This is a genomic window from Sphingomonas endophytica (assembly GCF_014199415.1).
In the GTDB taxonomy this organism is placed as follows: Bacteria; Pseudomonadota; Alphaproteobacteria; order Sphingomonadales; family Sphingomonadaceae; genus Sphingomonas; species Sphingomonas endophytica.
The window spans coordinates 103,184-120,413 of sequence record NZ_JACIJN010000010.1; the positions used below are offsets into that span (position 1 = coordinate 103,184).

Here is a 17,230-nt window from a genome sequence, read left to right on the forward strand (position 1 = left end):
GTCGGTCCTGCTGTGGGGACGGGCAGGAGAGCCGCCCCGTCGATGAAACGCGCCCGACCCATGTTATATCCGGCTGCAACACCGCGATACACGCGCCGCTGGTGGCCGACCACTGCCTGTATTAACATCCATGTCAAAAGCATGGAGAGGAAGCGTATGGCGACGGCGGCGATGGTAGAGTCCACGGCGATGGCACCGGGCGAGCGCGAGGCGCGCATCGATCTCGCCGCCGCCTATCGGCTGGTGGCGCTCTACGGCTGGGACGATCTGATCTTCACGCACCTGTCGGCGCGCGTGCCGGGGCCGGAGCATCATTTCCTCATCAACCCCTATGACATGATGTTCGAGGAGATCACCGCCTCCTCGCTGGTGAAGATCGATGTCGAGGGCCAGCCGGTCGGCATGACTGCGCATCCGGTCAATCCGGCCGGGTTCACGATCCACTCCGCGATCCACATGGCGCGCGACGACGCGCAGGCGGTGATGCACCTCCATACGCCGCATGGACAGGCGGTGTCGGCGATGGCGTGCGGGCTGTTGCCGCATACGCAGACCGCAATGATCACGTCGCACGACGTCGCCTATCACGAGTACGAGGGGATCGCGACCGACCTGGAGGAGCGCGAGCGGCTGGTCGCCGATCTCGGCGAGCGCCATGCGATGATCCTGCGCAATCACGGGACGCTGACGGTCGGCGACTCGGTAGCGTCCTGCTTCCTGCGGCTCTATTTCCTCGAACGCGCGTGCGAGGCGCAGGTGTTGATGCTCGCTGCCGGTATCGACGGGCTGCACACGCCGCCGCAAGGCGTGGAGACGAAGGTTGCGGGTCAGTCGCCGCCCGCCGGCATCGCAATGCTGGCGCGCGGGCTGGCGTGGCCGGCGTTGCTGCGCAAGCTCGACCGGATCGATCCGTCCTACCGCGATTGACGCTTGGCGAGCGCCAGTCCGGTGCGATACGTGAGCGCTAACAACCGACGGAGGGGATGATGGCGATGTGGCGCATGGTGATGGCGGGATCGGCAATGGCGCTCGCCGCGCCGGCGATGGCGCAGGAGGCGACGCCGCGCTTCGCCCACATCTTCGCGGATCATGCCGTGCTCCAGCGCGACCGGCCGATCGCAATATGGGGGCAGGGCGCGCCGAACGCCGCGGTGACGGTGCGGCTCGGCCAGCAGACCGCCTCGGCGACCGCCGATGCGCAGGGCCGATGGCGTGCGACGCTGCCGGCGCAGGCGGCGGGCGGACCTTACACGCTGAGCGTCGAGGGCGGGCAGACGCTGAGCGACATCATGGTCGGCGACGTTTTCCTGTGCGGCGGCCAGTCGAACATGGAGTTCATGGTCAAGCAGTCGACCAATGCGTGGGGCGCGTTGCAGACCCCCGCCGACCCCGACCTGCGCTACGCCACGATCCCCGATACCAGCCGCGCGCAGCCGCTCGCCGATCTGGAAGCGCCCGCCAAATGGCAGCGCGTCGGGCCGGAGACGGTCGGCGACGCCTCGGCGGTCTGTTATTACATGGCGCGCTCGCTGCGGCAGAGCGAGAAGGTGCCGATCGGGTTCATCAATTCCGAATGGGGCGGGACGCGGATCGAAAGCTGGATCAGCCCGACGTCGCTCGCGACCCTTCCACGGCTGAAGGACGGGATCGCGGCGGTCGATCTCTACGGGCGCGATCCGGCCAAGGCGCTGGCGCAGGACGGCGCGCGGCGCGAGGCGTGGTGGAAGGCGCATGATCCCGCCGCCGCGCGGCAGGCGGCGTTCCGGCGCGCCGACTTCGACGACAGCAAGTGGGCAACGATCCCGACATCGGCGTGGAAGGACGCGGGCGTGCCAGCGCTCGCCGCGTTCGAGGGGGTGATGTGGCTGCGCGGCGCGATCGACCTGACCGCCGAGCAGGTCGCGGCGGCCAAGACGCTGCAACTCGGGCCGATCGACCAATATGAGGAGACGTGGGTCAACGGCCGCTATGTCGGCGGCGGCAGCGTAAATTGGGCGTGGCGGCATTACGATGCGCCCGCGGGGACGTGGAAGGTCGGGCGCAACGTCGTCGCGATGCGCGTGCTGGGCGGCGCGAACGGCGGCGGGCTGACGGGGGCTGCGCCGCGCGGACTGGAACTGGCCGATGGAACATTGGTGCCGTTCGCCGGACCGTGGCGCTTCTATCAGGGCCGCGCGCTGACCGGCGAGACGATCGCGCCCGCGCCGTGGGACGTACCGAACAGCCTTGCGACGCTCCACAACGGCATGATCGCGCCGTTCGCCGGCTACGGGCTGAAGCTCGCCGCCTGGTATCAGGGCGAGTCGAACGCGGGCGAGGCGTCGACTTATCGCGAGTTGATGACGTTGTTGATGGCCGACTGGCGTCGGACCTTCGCCGCGCCGGAATTGCCGTTTTTCGTGGTCCAGCTCACCTCCTATGGCAAGCCGTCGACCGCGCCGGTGCAGTCGGGCTGGGCGGAGTTGCGCGAGGCGCAGGCGCAGGCGGTCGCGCAGGATGCGCACGCCGGGCTGGCGGTGACGCTGGACGTCGGCGACCGGTTCGACATCCATCCGACGCAGAAGACCGTCGTCGGCGAGCGGCTGGCGCGGCTGGCGCGGGTGATCGCCTACGGCCAGCCGGGGCTGCGCAGCGGGCCGGAGGTGGCGGGCGTCTCGCGCAGCGGCAGCGATCTGGTGGTGCGTTATCGCAACGTCACCGGTGGGCTGCACACCTATGGCGCGGGGCAGGCGATCGGGTTCGAGGCATGCGCGGGTGATGCGTGCCGCTACGTGCCCGCGGAGGCGCGGGGCGATACCATCGTGTTGCCGGGCGCGAATGCCGCGGGCGTGACGAAGGTGCGGTACGCGTGGAGCGATGCGCCTTTCACGAATCTGTTCGACGGTGCGGACCTGCCGGCGGCACCGTTCGAGCGCGGAGTGGAATAGCCTTCCGTCACTGCGAGCGTAGCGCGGCAATCCAGAGCGTCCTGATCCGACCATGGATTGCTTCGCTACGCTCGCAATGACGTAACCTCAGCCGCACCCCGGCGAAGGCGGGACTTTTGCAAAAGTCCCCTCCCTGTACCCCGGCCTTCGCCGGGTAGCGCTCCACGTAGATGACAAATGATCGCCCAAACCAAAATGGCCCCGGCATTGCTGCCGGGGCCATTCGCTTGCTGCACGCAAAGCGACTTGGGATCAGTCGCGATCGTTGGTCAGGAAGGCCGGGGCGAACGCCGGGGCATCGCCCTCTTCCTTGCCGCCGCCTTCGCCGCGCTCACGGCGCGGGCCGCGACCTTCGCGACGCGGGCCACCACGATCGCCGCCGCGGTCGCCGCCACGGCCACCACCATCGCGGTTGCCGCCGTCACGACGCGGACCACGGTCACCGCCGCGATCGCTTCGCTCGCGCGGCTCGCGCGCCGGGCGGGTGTCTTCCAGCTCCGCACCGGTTTCCTGATCGACGACGCGCATCGACAGGCGGACCTTGCCACGCGGATCGATCTCGAGAACCTTGACCTTGACCTCCTGGCCTTCGGTCACGACGTCGCCCGGCTTCTCGACCCGCTCGTTCTTCATCTCGCTGACGTGGACGAGACCGTCCTTGCCGCCCATGAAGTTCACGAACGCGCCGAAGTCGACGATGTTGACGACCTTGCCGTCGTAGATCTTGCCGACCTCGGCCTCTTCGACCAGCCCCTTGATCCACTTGATCGCGGCGTCGATCTGCGCGTGATCCGACGACGACACCTTGATGACGCCCTCGTCGTCGATGTCGACCTTCGCGCCGGTGGTGGCGACGATCTCGCGGATCACCTTGCCGCCGGTGCCGATCACTTCGCGGATCTTCGACTTGTCGATCGTGAAGGTCTCGATGCGCGGCGCGTGCGCCGACAGCTCGGTACGCGTCGAGTCGAGCGCCTTGGCCATTTCGGCCAGGATGTGCGCACGGCCCTCATGCGCCTGTGCCAGCGCGACCTTCATGATCTCCTCGGTGATCCCGGAGATCTTGATGTCCATCTGCAGCGCGGTGATGCCCTCGCTGGTGCCCGCGACCTTGAAGTCCATGTCGCCGAGGTGATCCTCGTCGCCGAGGATGTCCGACAGGACCGCGAAGTCCTTGCCCTCGAGGATCAGCCCCATCGCGATCCCCGACACCGGGCGCTTCAGCGGCACGCCCGCATCCATCATCGCCAGCGAGCCGCCGCACACCGTCGCCATCGACGACGAGCCGTTCGACTCGGTGATGTCGCTGGTGACGCGGATCGTGTACGGGAATTCTTCCTTGGTCGGCAGCACCGGATGCAGCGCCCGCCACGCCAGCTTGCCGTGGCCGACTTCGCGACGGCCCGGCGCACCGAAGCGGCCCACTTCGCCGACCGAATAGGGCGGGAAGTTATAGTGCAGCATGAAGTGCTGATACGACAGGCCGTTCAGACCGTCGATCATCTGCTCCGCGTCGCGGGTGCCCAACGTCGTGGTCGCGATCGTCTGCGTCTCGCCACGCGTGAACAGCGCCGAGCCGTGCGCACGCGGCAGGAAGTGGACTTCCGCCTCGATCGGACGGACGGTCTTGGTGTCGCGCCCGTCGATGCGGCGGCCGGTCTTGAGGATCGCGGTGCGGACGATGTCCGCCTCCAGCTTCTTCACCAGCTTCAGGCTGGCGAGATACGCCTGCGGATCGCTGTCCTTCAGGTCGGCCATGCCGTCGCGCGCCTTGGCACGCGCCTCGTTGATCGCGGTCTGGCGCTGCTGCTTGTCGGTCAGCTTGTACGCCGCCTCCAGATCCTTGCCGATCAGCTTCTTCAGCTTGGTCTTCACCGCGGCGCTGTCGGCCTGGACCTTCAGCTCCCACGGCTCCTTCGCCGCCTGCTCGGCCAGATCGATGATCGCGTTGATGATGTCCTGCGACGCCTTGTGCGCGAACATCACCGCGCCGAGCATCACGTCCTCGGACAGCTCCTTGGCTTCCGACTCGACCATCATCACCGCGTCGTGCGTCGCGGCGACCATCAGGTCCAGCTCGCCCTCGACGACCTGCGCGTCGGACGGGTTGAGGATATACTCACCGTCCTGATAGCCGACGCGCGCCGCGCCGATCGGGCCCATGAACGGCACGCCCGACAGCGTCATCGCCGCCGAGGCCGCGATCATCGCCAGCAGATCGGGCTCGTTCTCGCCGTCATACGACATCACCTGCGCGATGCAGTTGATCTCGTTGTAGAAGCCTTCGGGGAACAGCGGGCGGATCGGGCGATCGATCAGGCGGCTGACCAGCGTCTCACGCTCGGTCGCGCCACGCTCGCGCTTGAAGAAGCCGCCGGGGATGCGGCCGCTGGCGGAGAATTTCTCCTGATAGTGAACGGTGAGCGGGAAGAAGTCCTGCCCTTCCTTCACGTTCTTGGCGGCGGTCACGGCGCACAGCACCACCGTTTCGCCGAGCGTCGCGATCACCGCGCCGTCGGCCTGGCGGGCGACCTTGCCCGTCTCCAGGGTCAGCGTCTTGCCGCCCCACTGGATTTCCACCTTCTTGGTATCGAACATCTGATTTCCTTCACTCCCCGCGCCAGATGCGCGGGGGGCCTGCGTGCGGGCCGATAGTGGCCCGGGAAGATATGGCCGTATTGCCGTCTCTTCCGTCCCGGCTCCAGCGGACCGGGAAAGCGCCGTCTGACGCTCTTACATGCTGGACCCGGCTTACACCGGGATGACAAAAGCGGGGATGACAAAAGGGGCGACCTTGCGGGCCGCCCCTTGATGTTACTTGCGGAGGCCGAGCTTGGCGATGAGCGCCAAATAACGGTCACCGTCCTTCTTGCGGAGATAGTCGAGCAGCGAACGACGCTTGTTGACCATCATCAGCAGGCCGCGGCGGGAGTGGTTGTCCTTGGCGTGGCCCTTGAAGTGCTCGGTCAGGTTCTTGATCCGCTCCGTCAGGATCGCGACCTGGACCTCGGGCGACCCGGTGTCGCCTTCGGCGCGGGCGTTGTCCTTGATGACTTCCTGACGGCGTTCTGCGGTAATCGACATATGTGTTCCTACGACATCTTCTACAGGTTGAAGCCCCGGACGACGCGAACGGAGCCTTGCTCCACCTCGACCAGTGCGACGGGCATTTCCCCCAGCACGGCAAAGGCCTGACCGTCGTCGGCGGCGATCCCGGCCAGCACACGCCCCTGACGGAGCGCCCCTGCCTGGTCGGGTGTGAGTGCGAGAGCCGGGATGTCGTCCAGCCCTGCGCTCAATGGCAGGAGAGAGTGTTCAAGGCTGCGCGCCTTAGCGACTTCGTCCAGTTTGTCCAGCGTAATCGCCTGATCGAGCGAGAACGGCCCCGCCTTTGTCCGGCGCAGATAGGTGACATGGCCGACCGTGCCGAGCGCCAGCGCGATGTCGCGCGCGAGGCTGCGGATGTACGTGCCCTTGGAGACGTGCGCGGTCAGCGTCGCCTGCTCCAGCGGACCATCATCGGGCGCGGTCGCCAGCGTCAGCGCATGGATCGTCACGTCGCGCGTCGCCAGCACCACCTCCTCGCCAGCGCGGGCGAGGTCATAGGCGCGCTGGCCGTCGACCTTGAGCGCCGAATAGGCGGGGGGCACCTGCGCGGTCGGGCCGGTGAAGCGCGGCAGGATCGCCTCCAGCGCCGCCGCCGTCGGGCGCGCGTCGCTGGTCGCGATCACCTTGCCCTCGGCGTCGAGCGTGTCGGTCTGCTCACCGAACCAGATCGTGAAATCATAGACCTTGTCGCTGTCGAGCATCCGCCCGGCCAGCTTGGTCGCCTCCCCGATCGCGATCGGCAGCACGCCGGTCGCCAGCGGATCGAGCGTCCCGCCATGCCCGACCTTGGCCTTGCCATAGCCGCCGGTGCGCAACGCGCGCTTCGCCGCCGAGACGCCCTGCGTCGAGCCGAGCCCGAGCGGCTTGTCGAGGACCAGCCATCCGTGCAGCGTCACGCGCCAATCGCTCCCGCAAGCGCGAGATACCATTCGGCGAGCGCCTGCGCGGGCGGCTGGACGAGCCGCTGGACGATATTCGCGCCCGGCACCAGCGACGGCAGGACGAGCAGCAGCACGATCAGCAACGGAAAGCCGAAGCGCGCGAGGCCGTCCCAGCGCTGCGCGAGCGGTTCGGGGAGCAAGCCGGCCACGACGTGCCCGCCGTCGAACGGCGGCAGCGGGATCAGGTTGAAGATCGCGAGAAAGACGTTGATGATGACGAAATTGAGCAGGTTGGCGGCGACGAACGCGGTGAGGCTGCCGGGCGCGACGCCATAGATATCGCGCGTGAACAGCCCGAGCAGCACCGCGCCGATCAGCGCCAGCACGAGGTTCGATCCCGGGCCGGCGAGAGCGACCAGCATCATGTCGCGGCGTGGGTGGGGCAGGCGTCGCGAGTCGACCGGCACCGGCTTCGCCCAGCCGAACACTGGCGCCTTGGCGATCGCGAGCATCAGCGGGAGCACGACCGTCCCGATCGGATCGACGTGGCGCAGCGGGTTGAGCGACAACCGCCGCTGCTCCTGCGCGGTCGGATCGCCGAGCGCGCGCGCGGCGAGGCCATGCGCGACCTCGTGGAAGACGATCGCGATGACGAGCGGAATGATCCAGATCGCCGCCGACCAGATGATGCCGTTCGGGTTCATGCCCGCGCAGATAGGGCGGGGGCGGGGGGATGGCTAGGCGGGATGGCGTGCAATGCTACGCGAAGATCGCCCACATCAGCAAAGCCAAGAAGGCGATAGGGCCAAGCAAGGTAAGTACGCCTGCCATCCAGCCCCATCGTTTATATGCGGCCTCGAACGTATATTCCCAGAGACCTTGGGCTACCTCCACCACCAACTCGCCCAAGATCGTCATTGCTGGAGCTTGTCGGTTCGCGACAGGAAGAACAAGCGCGCACTGGCCCGATCCGGTTACGCCTTCGCTTGCAACGCCGCGCTGAAATGCCGCCGGCATAAAGCAACATACCGATCGTTCCCGCCTATCTCGGTCTGCCGCCCCTCCGCCACCGGGCGCCCCTCGGCATCGACGCGCAGGTTCATCGTCGCCTTGCGCCCGCATTCGCACACCGACTTGATCTCGACGAGCGAGTCCGCCAACGCCAGCAGCCGTGCCGATCCTTCGAACAGCGCGCCACGAAAGTCGGTGCGCAACCCGTACGCGAGGACCGGTATCCCCACGCGATCCGCCAGCGCGGCGAGTTGGTCGACCTGTGCCGCGGTCAGGAACTGCGCCTCATCGACCAGCACGCACGCGAGCGGTGTCTCGACATGACGTGCGAGGGCGCACGCGGCGAGGTCGGTGCCCGAATCGAACATCGTCGCCGGCGCGGACAGGCCGATCCGCGACGCGATCGTCCCCGCGGCAAAGCGATCGTCGACCGCCGCCGTGAACAGCATCGTCGCCATCCCGCGCTCCCGATAGTTGAAGTCGGCCTGCAGCAGGTTGGTCGACTTGCCGGCGTTCATGCTGGCATAGTAGAAATACAGCTTGGCCATTATGTAAGCGTCTCGATAACGAGCGGGCAGTCGTCTCCCGCTGCCGGACCGATGCCGCGATCGAAGGTCACGAAGCGATTGGCAGGTTCGGCTGCCGCAATGTGGAGAAGGTCTGCGATGTCGCCGCCGCTGCGATAGCGCGCCAATGCCCAGCGGACCCGCGCCTCCGCCTGCACCAGCACGTTGGGATAGTCCAGAAAGGCGTCGAGCAGCGCCGCGACGGTCGCGCGATCAAAGCCGTAACGCGAGCGCAATACCCATGCGCTTTCGATCAAGACGGTGATCGTCACCAGCACTGGCGCGCCCAGCAATGCCCTCGCGGTCGCCTGTTGAGCAGGATCATCGCCAATCAACAGGCGAACCACAACATTGGTGTCGATCGCCTTCATTGGCGACCGCTGGATGCCCAGTGACCCGCAATCGTCGCGTTCATGTCGTCGATCGACACGGGCGGCCCGCGGTAGGAGCCGGCGAGTTCGCGGACCCGAGCCGCGACCTCGTCAGCCGACTGGCCGCTTTTCGCGGGTGTAGGACGGAGAAGCACCGCATCGCCGGAGCGGATGACGTCAAGCTGCTGCCCCGCATGGAGCCCCAGCGCATCCCGCACATCCTTGGGGATAACGACTTGCCCTTTGGCCGATAATGTCGTGCGCGCCCTCATGCCGGTAAGATGCGTCTTACCTCATTCCCCGTCAAGGTCGCGCGCCACCTCCGGACGCCGCAGCAGCGCATCGATATGGCTGCCCTCGTCGAAGCTCTCGTCAGCCAGAAACTTGAGCCGCGCGGCATATTTCATCTTCACGCGCGTCGCGACCTCGCGTTGCAGATAGGCCGTGTTGGTGCGCAGCGCCTTCAGCACCGCTTCCTCGTCCTTGCCGAGCAGCGGCTTCACGAACACCGTCGCGTGGCGCAGGTCCGGCGACATGCGCACTTCGGTGATGCTGACCATATGGCTGGCGAGCGTCTCGTCATGCACGTCACCGCGCTGAAGCACTTCGGACAGGATGTGACGGACCTGCTCGCCGACGCGCAGCGTGCGGACAGATTTTTCTGGCTTGTCGGTCATAGTGGATAACTCCCTCTCCCCTCCGGGGAGAGGGTGGGGGAGAGGGGTCGGTGTCTCACCGAGGAAGACGCTCGTGGCAACCCCTCACCCAACCCTCTCCCCGGAGGGGAGAGGGCTTTGACGTTGAGACTTAAAGCGTACGCTCGCGCAGTTCGACCTCGAAGGTTTCGAGATAATCCCCGGCCTTGATGTCGATGAAGTTCTGCGTGAACGTGACACCGCACTCCAGACCGGCGCGCACTTCGGGCACGTCGTCCTTGAAGCGACGCAGCGACGCAATCTCACCATTGTAGATGATGACGTCGTTGCGCGTGATGCGCGCCTTGAGCGCCTTGCGGATGACACCCTCGGTGACCAGCAGACCGGCGGCCCGGCCATGCTTGCCCGCCGAGAAGACCTCGCGGATTTCCGCGCGACCGACGACGGTTTCGAACGCTTCCGGCCCGAGCTCGCCCGCCATGCCGGCGCGGATCTCGTCGATCAGGTCATAGATGACGTCGTAATATTTCAACGCCACCTTCTGCCGCTCGGCGATCTCGCGCGCCTTGGCATTGGCGCGGACGTGGAAGCCGATGATCGGCGCGCCGCTGGCGCCCGCCAGCGTCACGTCGCTCTCGGTGATCCCGCCGACACCCGCGTGCAGCACGCGCGCGCGGATCAGATCGGTCGAGATCTTGTTGATCGACGCGACGATCGCCTCGACCGTACCCTGCGTATCAGCCTTCACCACCAGCGGATATTCGATCGCGGCGTTCGCGCGCAGCGCCGAGAACATGTTCTCGAGGCTGGTCGGCGCCGAGGTCGTGCGCTTCTGGAGCACCACGCTCTGGCGATATTCAGCGACTTCGCGTGCACGCTGCTCGTTCTCGACGACCTGCAACTGGTCGCCTGCCGACGGCGTGCCCGACAGGCCGAGCACCTCGACCGGCATCGACGGACCCGCCGACTTGAGCTGACGTCCCTTGTCGTCGACCAGTGCACGGACCTTGCCGCTTTCCGCACCGACGACGAACACGTCGCCGACCTTGAGCGTGCCGCGCGTCACCAGCACCGTGGCGACCGGGCCGCGGCCCTTGTCGAGCTTGGCCTCGATCACGCTGCCCTCGGCGGCACGATCCGGATTCGCGCGCAGGTCGAGCAGTTCGGCCTGGAGCTGGATCTTCTCGATCAGCTCGTCGAGCCCGATCTTCTTGAGCGCGGAGACCTCGACGTCCTGCGTCTCGCCGCCCATCATCTCGACCTGGATGTTGTGCTCGAGCAGCCGCTCGCGGACGCGCTGGGCATTCGCCTCGTGCTTGTCGATCTTGTTGATCGCCACGATCATCGGCTTGCCCGACGCCTTGGTGTGATTGATCGCCTCGATCGTCTGCGGCATCAGCCCGTCGTCGGCCGCGACCACCAGCACCACGATGTCGGTGACATCGGCACCACGCGCACGCATCGCGGTGAATGCCTCATGGCCCGGCGTGTCGAGGAAGGTGACCTTCGACTTGTCCTTCAGCGTGACCTGATAGGCACCGATATGCTGGGTGATGCCACCGGCCTCGCCGCGCACGACATCGGTGCCGCGCAGCGCGTCGAGCAGCGAGGTCTTGCCGTGATCGACATGGCCCATGATCGTAACGACCGGCGGACGCGTCTGCAGCGTCTCGGCCGCATCCTCGGTGGTGTCCATCGCGAGATCGACGTCCGAGTCCGACACGCGGACGATGTTGTGGCCGAATTCGGTCACCAGCAGCTCGGCGGTGTCCTGGTCGATCGTCTGCGTCATCGTGACGGGCATGCCCATCTTGAACAGCGTCTTGACCAGATCGGCGCCGCGCTCCGCCATACGGTTCGCGAGTTCCTGCACCGTGATCGCCTCGGGCACCTGCACGTCGCGGACCTGCTTGGCCTGCGGTTCGCGCGGGCCGCCGAAGCCACGCTTCTCCTTCTCGCGGGCGCGCTTGAGCGCCGCGAGGCTGCGGGCGCGTGCGCCATCCTCGTTGAGCGCGCGCGTGACGGTCAGCTTGCCGCCGCGACGCTCGTCACCCTTGCGATCCCGCTGCTGCGGACGCGCCGGGCTGTTATTGCGCGGGGTCGCCTGACCGCTCGGCAGGCTGCGCGGCGCATTGCTGCCGCCAGTTGCGGAAGCGCTCGCCGCCGCCGTCGGAGCCGCTGCGGGAGCCGGTGCCGGCGCCGGCTTGGGCTGCGGCTTGGGGATTTCGGGACGTGCGACCGGCGAGAAGCGCCGCGGCGCGGGCATCGACGGATCGCGACCCAGCCCAAGCGACGGGGCAGGCGCTGGCGTCGGCGCGGCACGCGGTGCGGGCGCCGGCTTCGGCGCCGCGGCGACCGGCGCCGGGGTTGTCACTGCCGCCGGAGCGGGGGCAGGGGTCGGCGCAGGCGTAGCGGCAGGAGCCGGCGTGGTCGCTTCGACCGGTGCCGGGGCAGGCGCCGGGGCCGGGGTCGGCTCGGGCGCAGGCTGGGCGGCGACCGGCTCCGGCGCGGCTGGCGCGGGGGCGGGCGTCGGCTCCGCCGCCTTGGCGGTTGCCTCGGTTTCGGCACGCGCGCGCTCTTCGGCACGACGACGCTCTTCTTCGGCGGCGCGCTGACGCTCGGCGTCCTCGCGACGGCGCGATTCCTCGAGCGTGTGCATCCGCTGGTCTTCGGCCTCGCGCAGCAGACGCGCCTGGCGCTCCTGCGCGGTCTCGTTCGAGACCGGCGGGCGCGGCGCGGGACGCGGCGCAGCGACCGGCGCGGCGGGCGCCGGGGTCGGCTCGGGTGCCGCAGTCGCCGCCTCGGGCGCACCGCCTTGCGGACCGAGCACGCGGCGACGCTTCACCTCGACCACCACCGTATTGCTACGGCCGTGGCTGAAGCTCTGCTTCACCTTGCCGGTCTCGACCGTGCGCTTGAGCCCCAGCGGCTGGCGCATTCCGAGTTTCGGCTTGTCGTTGTCGGTCTCGCTCACTCAAATTCCTCGTGCAGTCTCACGGCCGGTAACGGTCGCCCCGGCAATGCCGGGCGCCGATGCGCCTTGCGCGGCCGTAGCGCAAGGTGCTGTATTCAGATCAGGGCCGATAAAGTGCAGCCAACGATCGAGCGCTTCGCTGAGTCGTTTGGCCGCAGCGCGGTCGATGACGCCGATGTGTACCACATTTTCGCGGCCCAGCGCCAACGACAATATGGGGCGCGCCACCGGCAGTGCCAAGCCCCTGACGTCGGAACCTTCGCGATCGGACCCAACGCGCCACGCCTGCGCCAGCTTGCGGCACCCGTCCTCGGCCGCGTCGGCGGCGTGGTAGAGCGCGTGGAGCTTGCCCGAGCGCGCGGCGGCCTCGATCCGCTCCGAGCCGGTCAGGATCGTGCCCCCGCGCGATTCCAGCCCGAGCCGGTCGAGCGCATTGCGTTCCAGCGCGGCGGCGATCAGCGTGGGCAGATCGTCGGGGATCGTCAGCTCGCCGGTCTTGAACGCCCGCGCGAGCGCGCCGCGTAACTTGCCCTTGGCGATCGCCTGTTCCAGCCCGGCGCGATCGACCCCGATCCACGCCCCGCGGCCCGGCGCCTTCGCGCGCACGTCCGGCAGCACTCGCCCGTCAGGGGCGAGCGCCAGCCGGATTAGCGCCGCGGGCGACGCGCGCTCGCGGGTGAGGATGCAGGACCGTTCGGGAGCGCCGTCTAGCGTCTCATTGTCGGGGGTCCGCATGTGCGTCTCCCTTGGCAACGGGCGCGTCGCGGTCGGCCAGCAACTGGCCGCCCGCACCGTAATTCTCGGTCGACACTTCCTCGATCACGATCTGCACCGCGGCCGGGTTCTTGCCCAGCCGCGTGACGAGCGACGTCGTGACGTCCGCCACGATCGCCGCTTTCTGTTCGCGCGTCGCCGCGCCGGCCAGTCGGATCGATACGAACGGCATCAGGCGTCCTGATCCTCCGACGCCGGCTCGGCGGGCTGCTCGGCGGCCGGCTCGTCGTCGAACCAGTGCGCGCGCGCGGCCATGATGATCTCATTGCCCTGCTCGTCGCTGAGGCCATACTCGCCCAGCACGCCGCCCTTGTTCTCGGGACGATCGGTGCGGCGCGGCGCATCGTCGTTGCGGCGGCGCGGCTCGGCGCGCTTCTTCTCGACCAGCTCGTCGGTCGCCAGATCGGCGAGGTCGTCGAGCGTCTTGATCCCGGCCTTGCCGAGCGTGACCAGCATCGCCTCGGTCAGATACGGCAGCTCGGCCAGCGCATCCTCGACGCCCAGCGCCTGCCGCTCCTCGCGATTGGCCTGTTCGCGGCGATCGAGCGCTTCCTGCGCACGGCTTTGCAGCTCCTGCGCGAGATCCTCGTCGAAGCCCTCGATCCCGGCCAGCTCGTCGAGTTCGACATAGGCGACCTCTTCCAGCGCGCCGAAGCCCTCGGCGACCAGCAGCTGCGCCAGCGTCTCGTCGACGTCCAGCTCGTTCTGGAAGGTCTCGGAATTCTTGACGAACTCCTGCTGACGCTTCTCGCTGGCGTCGGTCTCGGTCAGGATGTCGATCGCCTTGGCGGTCAACTGGCTGGCGAGGCGAACGTTCTGGCCGCGACGGCCGATCGCGAGGCTGAGCTGATCGTCGGGGACGACCACCTCGATGCGATCCTCTTCCTCGTCGATCACGACGCGCGCGACGTTCGCCGGCTGCAACGCATTGACGACGAACGTCGCGGTGTCGGGCGACCACGGGATGATGTCGATCTTCTCGCCCTGCATCTCCTGCACGACCGCCTGCACGCGGCTGCCCTTCATGCCGACGCACGCGCCGACCGGGTCGATGCTCGAATCATGCGAGATGACGCCGATCTTGGCGCGGCTGCCCGGATCGCGGGCGGCGGCCTTGATCTCGATGATGCCGTCGTAGATTTCCGGCACTTCCTGCGCGAACAGCTTCTTCATGAAGTCGGGATGCGCGCGGCTCAGGAAGATCTGCGGCCCGCGGTTCTCGCGCACCACCTTCAGGATCAGCGAACGGATACGGTCGTTGACGCGCACCACCTCGCGCGGGATCTGCGCGTCGCGGCGGATCACGCCCTCGGCGCGGCCGAGGTCGACGACGATGTGGCCGAACTCGACGCGCTTGACGACGCCGGTGATGATCTCGCCGGCGCGTTCCTTGAACTCTTCATACTGGCGCTCGCGCTCGGCATCGCGGACCTTCTGGAAGATCGTCTGCTTGGCGGCCTGCGCCTGGATACGGCCGAACTCGATCGGCGGCAGCGGGTCGACCAGATAGTCGCCGACGCTCGCCCCCGGCTGCAGCTTCTGCGCGCCGTTGACGTCGACCTGCTTGTAGATGTCGTCGACCTGCTCGACCACCTCGACGACGCGCCACAGCCGCAGGTCGCCGTTGTTGGCGTCCAGCTTCGCGCGAATGTCCATTTCCTGGCCGTAGCGCGTGCGCGCGGCGCGCTGGATCGCGTCCTCCATCGCTTCGATGACGATCGCCTTGTCGATCATCTTCTCCGAAGCGACCGAATTGGCGATCGCGATCAGCTCCGCACGATTGGCGGTGACGCCGGTGGCCATCAGTGGGTTTCCTCTTCTTCCCCGTCCGCGTGCGCGGACATGTCGTCACTATCGTCCGTGGACGTTATCTGAATCTCTTCTTCCGCGCCCTCCATCGAGAACGGGACGGTGGCTTCGATCAGCCGATCGGTCAGCACCAGCTTGGCATCGGCGATCAACGCGAACGGTACCTGCTCCAGCACGCCGGTGCGCGGATGGCGGATCGCGATCATCCCGTCGGAATCGATGCCCTCGAGGTCGCCCTTGAACTGCTTCTGCCCGTCGACCGCCTCGGTCAGCACGATCCGCGCTTCATGCCCGGCCCAGTCGATGAAGTCCTGTTTGCGGGTCAGCGGGCGGTCGATGCCCGGCGACGACACTTCCAGCCGGTACGCACCCTCGATCGGGTCCTTGCCGGCTTCTTCCAGTGCGTCGAGCTTGTCCGAGATGCGGCGCGACAGTTCGGCGCAATCGTCGATGTTGAGCTGCCGCGTGTCGGGCCGCTCGGCCATGATCTGCAGCGTGCGCTCGTCGTCCTTGCCGAACAGCCGGACGCGCACCAGCGCGAAACCGAGCGCATCGGCCTCTGGCTCGATCAACCGGACGAGGGGAGTGATGTCGTTCAAAAGCACCTACCGCACATGCGTTTCTTGCCGCCGCGGAGCGAACCCCGCAGCCCCTTATCACCTCGCGATGTAAGAGAAAGCACCGTCCATATAGCGCCACTGCGCTACGCTCGCAAGCGCCTAGCCCCGCCTGCCGGAACAATGCAGGGAACACGGGTTTGTTGAATGAAATCCGGATGAAATAAGGAGAATCGGGGTGCTGTACCGTATCGCGCTCGCCGCCGTCGCGCTCACCGCTGCGGCGGCTTGCAACGGGGAGGATTCGGCCGCGGTGCAGCCGGTCGCCGCCGCGCCGACGCCGACGCCGAGCCCTTCACCCTCGCCGAGCGGCACGCCGGTTGCGGGGACGCCGTTCGCCCGCGCGGTGGTCGCCGATTTCGACGCGCCCTGGGCGATGACCTTCCTTCCCGACCGGCGGATGCTGGTCACCGAGAAGAAGGGCGAATTGTTGCTCGTCAGCGCGGATGGCTCCGCCCGCCGCACGATCGCGACCATCGATGTCGATTCCGCCGGGCAGGGCGGATTGATGGACGTGGTGCTCGCCCCCGATTTCGCGACCAGCAAGCGCGTCTATTTCAGCTATTCGGCCGCCGGGCAGGGCGGCAAGGGCGTGGTGCTCGCGCGTGGCGTGCTGTCGGGCGACGCGGGGGCCGAACGTCTTTCGATGATCGAGGCGCTGTATCGCGCCACACCGTTGGTCAACGGCGACGGCCATTATTCGGGGCGGATCGCCTTCTCGCCCGACGGTCAGTATCTGTTCTTCACCAATGGCGACCGCCAGAAGTTCACGCCCGCGCAGGATAAAGGCGGGTCGCTCGGCAAGGTGCTGCGGCTCACCCCCGATGGCAAGCCGGCGGCGAACAACCCGCTCGCGGCACAGGGCTTCCTGCCCGAGGTATGGAGCAACGGGCACCGCAACCTGCTCGGGCTCGCCTTCGACGCACAGGGCCATCTCTGGCAGCAGGAGATGGGGCCCAAGGGCGGGGACGAGCTGAACCTGGTGCTGCCCGGCCGCGATTACGGCTGGCCGAACGTCTCGAACGGCTCGAACTACGACGGCAGCGACATTCCCGACCATGCGCCCGGCGACGGCTTTGAGGCACCCAAGGTGTGGTGGAACCCGGTGATCTCGCCCGGCGGGCTGATGGTCTACTCGGGCGAGCTGTTCCCGCAGTACAAGGGTGACGCGTTCATCGGCGGCCTGTCGTCGCAGTCGCTGGTGCGCGTCGATCTGAACGGGATCAACGCGACCAAGGGCGACCAATGGTCGATGGGCGCGCGGATCCGCGAGGTCGAGCAGGGGCCCGACGGAGCGATCTACGTGCTGGAGGACGGCGGCGACTCGCAGGGCCGGTTGCTACGGTTGACGCCGGCGTCGTGAACCGTCGCGAGCAGAAGACGCGGGCTTCCGGATCCAGTCCGTGATGACGGCAGGCGCGGACAGGCGACACCTTCACCCACCGTCGTCCCTGCGCAGGCAGGGGCCCGTGTCTGGCGAGTGTCGCGAATGGTTTGACACACTCGCTTTCGCTTATGTGTCAAATGCATTGCGCC

General features: G+C 67.5%; 16 protein-coding genes. 3 read left to right on the forward strand and 13 right to left on the reverse strand.

What is annotated here, in order from left to right; all coding sequences use genetic code 11:
- The first annotated feature begins 156 nt into the window (after window positions 1-156).
- Complete coding sequence (locus FHS97_RS14585) at window positions 157-927, forward strand: class II aldolase/adducin family protein (RefSeq protein ID WP_184039722.1); 771 nt, start codon at window positions 157-159, stop codon at window positions 925-927.
- A gap of 59 nt (window positions 928-986) precedes the next feature.
- Complete coding sequence (locus FHS97_RS14590) at window positions 987-2,927, forward strand: sialate O-acetylesterase (RefSeq protein ID WP_221233327.1); 1,941 nt, start codon at window positions 987-989, stop codon at window positions 2,925-2,927.
- Window positions 2,928-3,179: 252 nt separating this feature from the next.
- Here the strand turns inward: FHS97_RS14590 and pnp are convergent, their stop codons facing one another.
- From pnp to rimP, 13 genes are all read right to left on the reverse strand, one after another.
- Window positions 3,180-5,525, reverse strand: a complete 2,346-nt coding sequence (gene pnp / locus FHS97_RS14595; RefSeq protein ID WP_184039480.1) for a polyribonucleotide nucleotidyltransferase — start codon at window positions 5,523-5,525, stop codon at window positions 3,180-3,182.
- A 216-nt stretch (window positions 5,526-5,741) separates the two neighbouring features.
- Window positions 5,742-6,011, reverse strand: a complete 270-nt coding sequence (rpsO, locus tag FHS97_RS14600) for a 30S ribosomal protein S15 (protein ID WP_028966110.1) — start codon at window positions 6,009-6,011, stop codon at window positions 5,742-5,744.
- 20 nt (window positions 6,012-6,031) lie between these two features.
- Window positions 6,032-6,925, reverse strand: coding sequence for a tRNA pseudouridine(55) synthase TruB (gene truB / locus FHS97_RS14605; protein WP_246346699.1), 894 nt, complete (start codon window positions 6,923-6,925; stop codon window positions 6,032-6,034).
- A gap of 2 nt (window positions 6,926-6,927) precedes the next feature.
- Complete coding sequence (locus FHS97_RS14610; RefSeq protein WP_184039487.1) at window positions 6,928-7,620, reverse strand: site-2 protease family protein; 693 nt, start codon at window positions 7,618-7,620, stop codon at window positions 6,928-6,930.
- Between the two features lie 270 nt (window positions 7,621-7,890).
- A complete protein-coding gene (locus tag FHS97_RS14615; RefSeq protein ID WP_184039490.1) occupies window positions 7,891-8,475 on the reverse strand; it encodes a thymidine kinase in 585 nt (194 codons plus the stop codon).
- Window positions 8,475-8,864, reverse strand: coding sequence for a type II toxin-antitoxin system VapC family toxin (locus tag FHS97_RS14620; RefSeq protein ID WP_184039493.1), 390 nt, complete (start codon window positions 8,862-8,864; stop codon window positions 8,475-8,477). The genes FHS97_RS14615 and FHS97_RS14620 overlap by 1 nt, the downstream gene beginning before the upstream one ends.
- Window positions 8,861-9,136 carry an AbrB/MazE/SpoVT family DNA-binding domain-containing protein gene (locus tag FHS97_RS14625; RefSeq protein WP_184039496.1) on the reverse strand — a complete coding sequence of 92 codons (276 nt, stop codon included), beginning with the start codon at window positions 9,134-9,136 and terminating at the stop codon, window positions 8,861-8,863. Before FHS97_RS14625 ends, FHS97_RS14620 begins: the two co-directional genes overlap by 4 nt.
- A gap of 21 nt (window positions 9,137-9,157) precedes the next feature.
- On the reverse strand, window positions 9,158-9,541 hold the full coding sequence (rbfA, locus tag FHS97_RS14630) for a 30S ribosome-binding factor RbfA (protein WP_184039499.1): 384 nt from the start codon (window positions 9,539-9,541) through the stop codon (window positions 9,158-9,160).
- Between the two features lie 130 nt (window positions 9,542-9,671).
- The gene (gene infB, locus FHS97_RS14635; RefSeq protein ID WP_184039502.1) at window positions 9,672-12,494 is read right to left on the reverse strand and encodes a translation initiation factor IF-2; all 2,823 of its coding nucleotides are present in this window, start codon (window positions 12,492-12,494) and stop codon (window positions 9,672-9,674) included.
- The gene (locus FHS97_RS14640; RefSeq protein ID WP_184039505.1) at window positions 12,495-13,229 is read right to left on the reverse strand and encodes a DUF448 domain-containing protein; all 735 of its coding nucleotides are present in this window, start codon (window positions 13,227-13,229) and stop codon (window positions 12,495-12,497) included.
- Complete coding sequence (locus FHS97_RS14645) at window positions 13,210-13,440, reverse strand: tautomerase family protein (protein WP_184039508.1); 231 nt, start codon at window positions 13,438-13,440, stop codon at window positions 13,210-13,212. Before FHS97_RS14645 ends, FHS97_RS14640 begins: the two co-directional genes overlap by 20 nt.
- Complete coding sequence (gene nusA / locus FHS97_RS14650) at window positions 13,440-15,071, reverse strand: transcription termination factor NusA (protein WP_184039511.1); 1,632 nt, start codon at window positions 15,069-15,071, stop codon at window positions 13,440-13,442. The genes FHS97_RS14645 and nusA overlap by 1 nt, the downstream gene beginning before the upstream one ends.
- The gene (gene rimP / locus FHS97_RS14655; protein WP_184039727.1) at window positions 15,071-15,676 is read right to left on the reverse strand and encodes a ribosome maturation protein RimP; all 606 of its coding nucleotides are present in this window, start codon (window positions 15,674-15,676) and stop codon (window positions 15,071-15,073) included. Before rimP ends, nusA begins: the two co-directional genes overlap by 1 nt.
- A gap of 199 nt (window positions 15,677-15,875) precedes the next feature.
- Here rimP and FHS97_RS14660 point away from each other — a divergent pair, with 199 nt between their 5' ends.
- Window positions 15,876-17,057: a PQQ-dependent sugar dehydrogenase gene (locus FHS97_RS14660; protein ID WP_221233335.1), complete on the forward strand. Its 1,182-nt coding sequence runs from the start codon at window positions 15,876-15,878 to the stop codon at window positions 17,055-17,057.
- The last annotated feature ends 173 nt before the right edge of the window (window positions 17,058-17,230 follow it).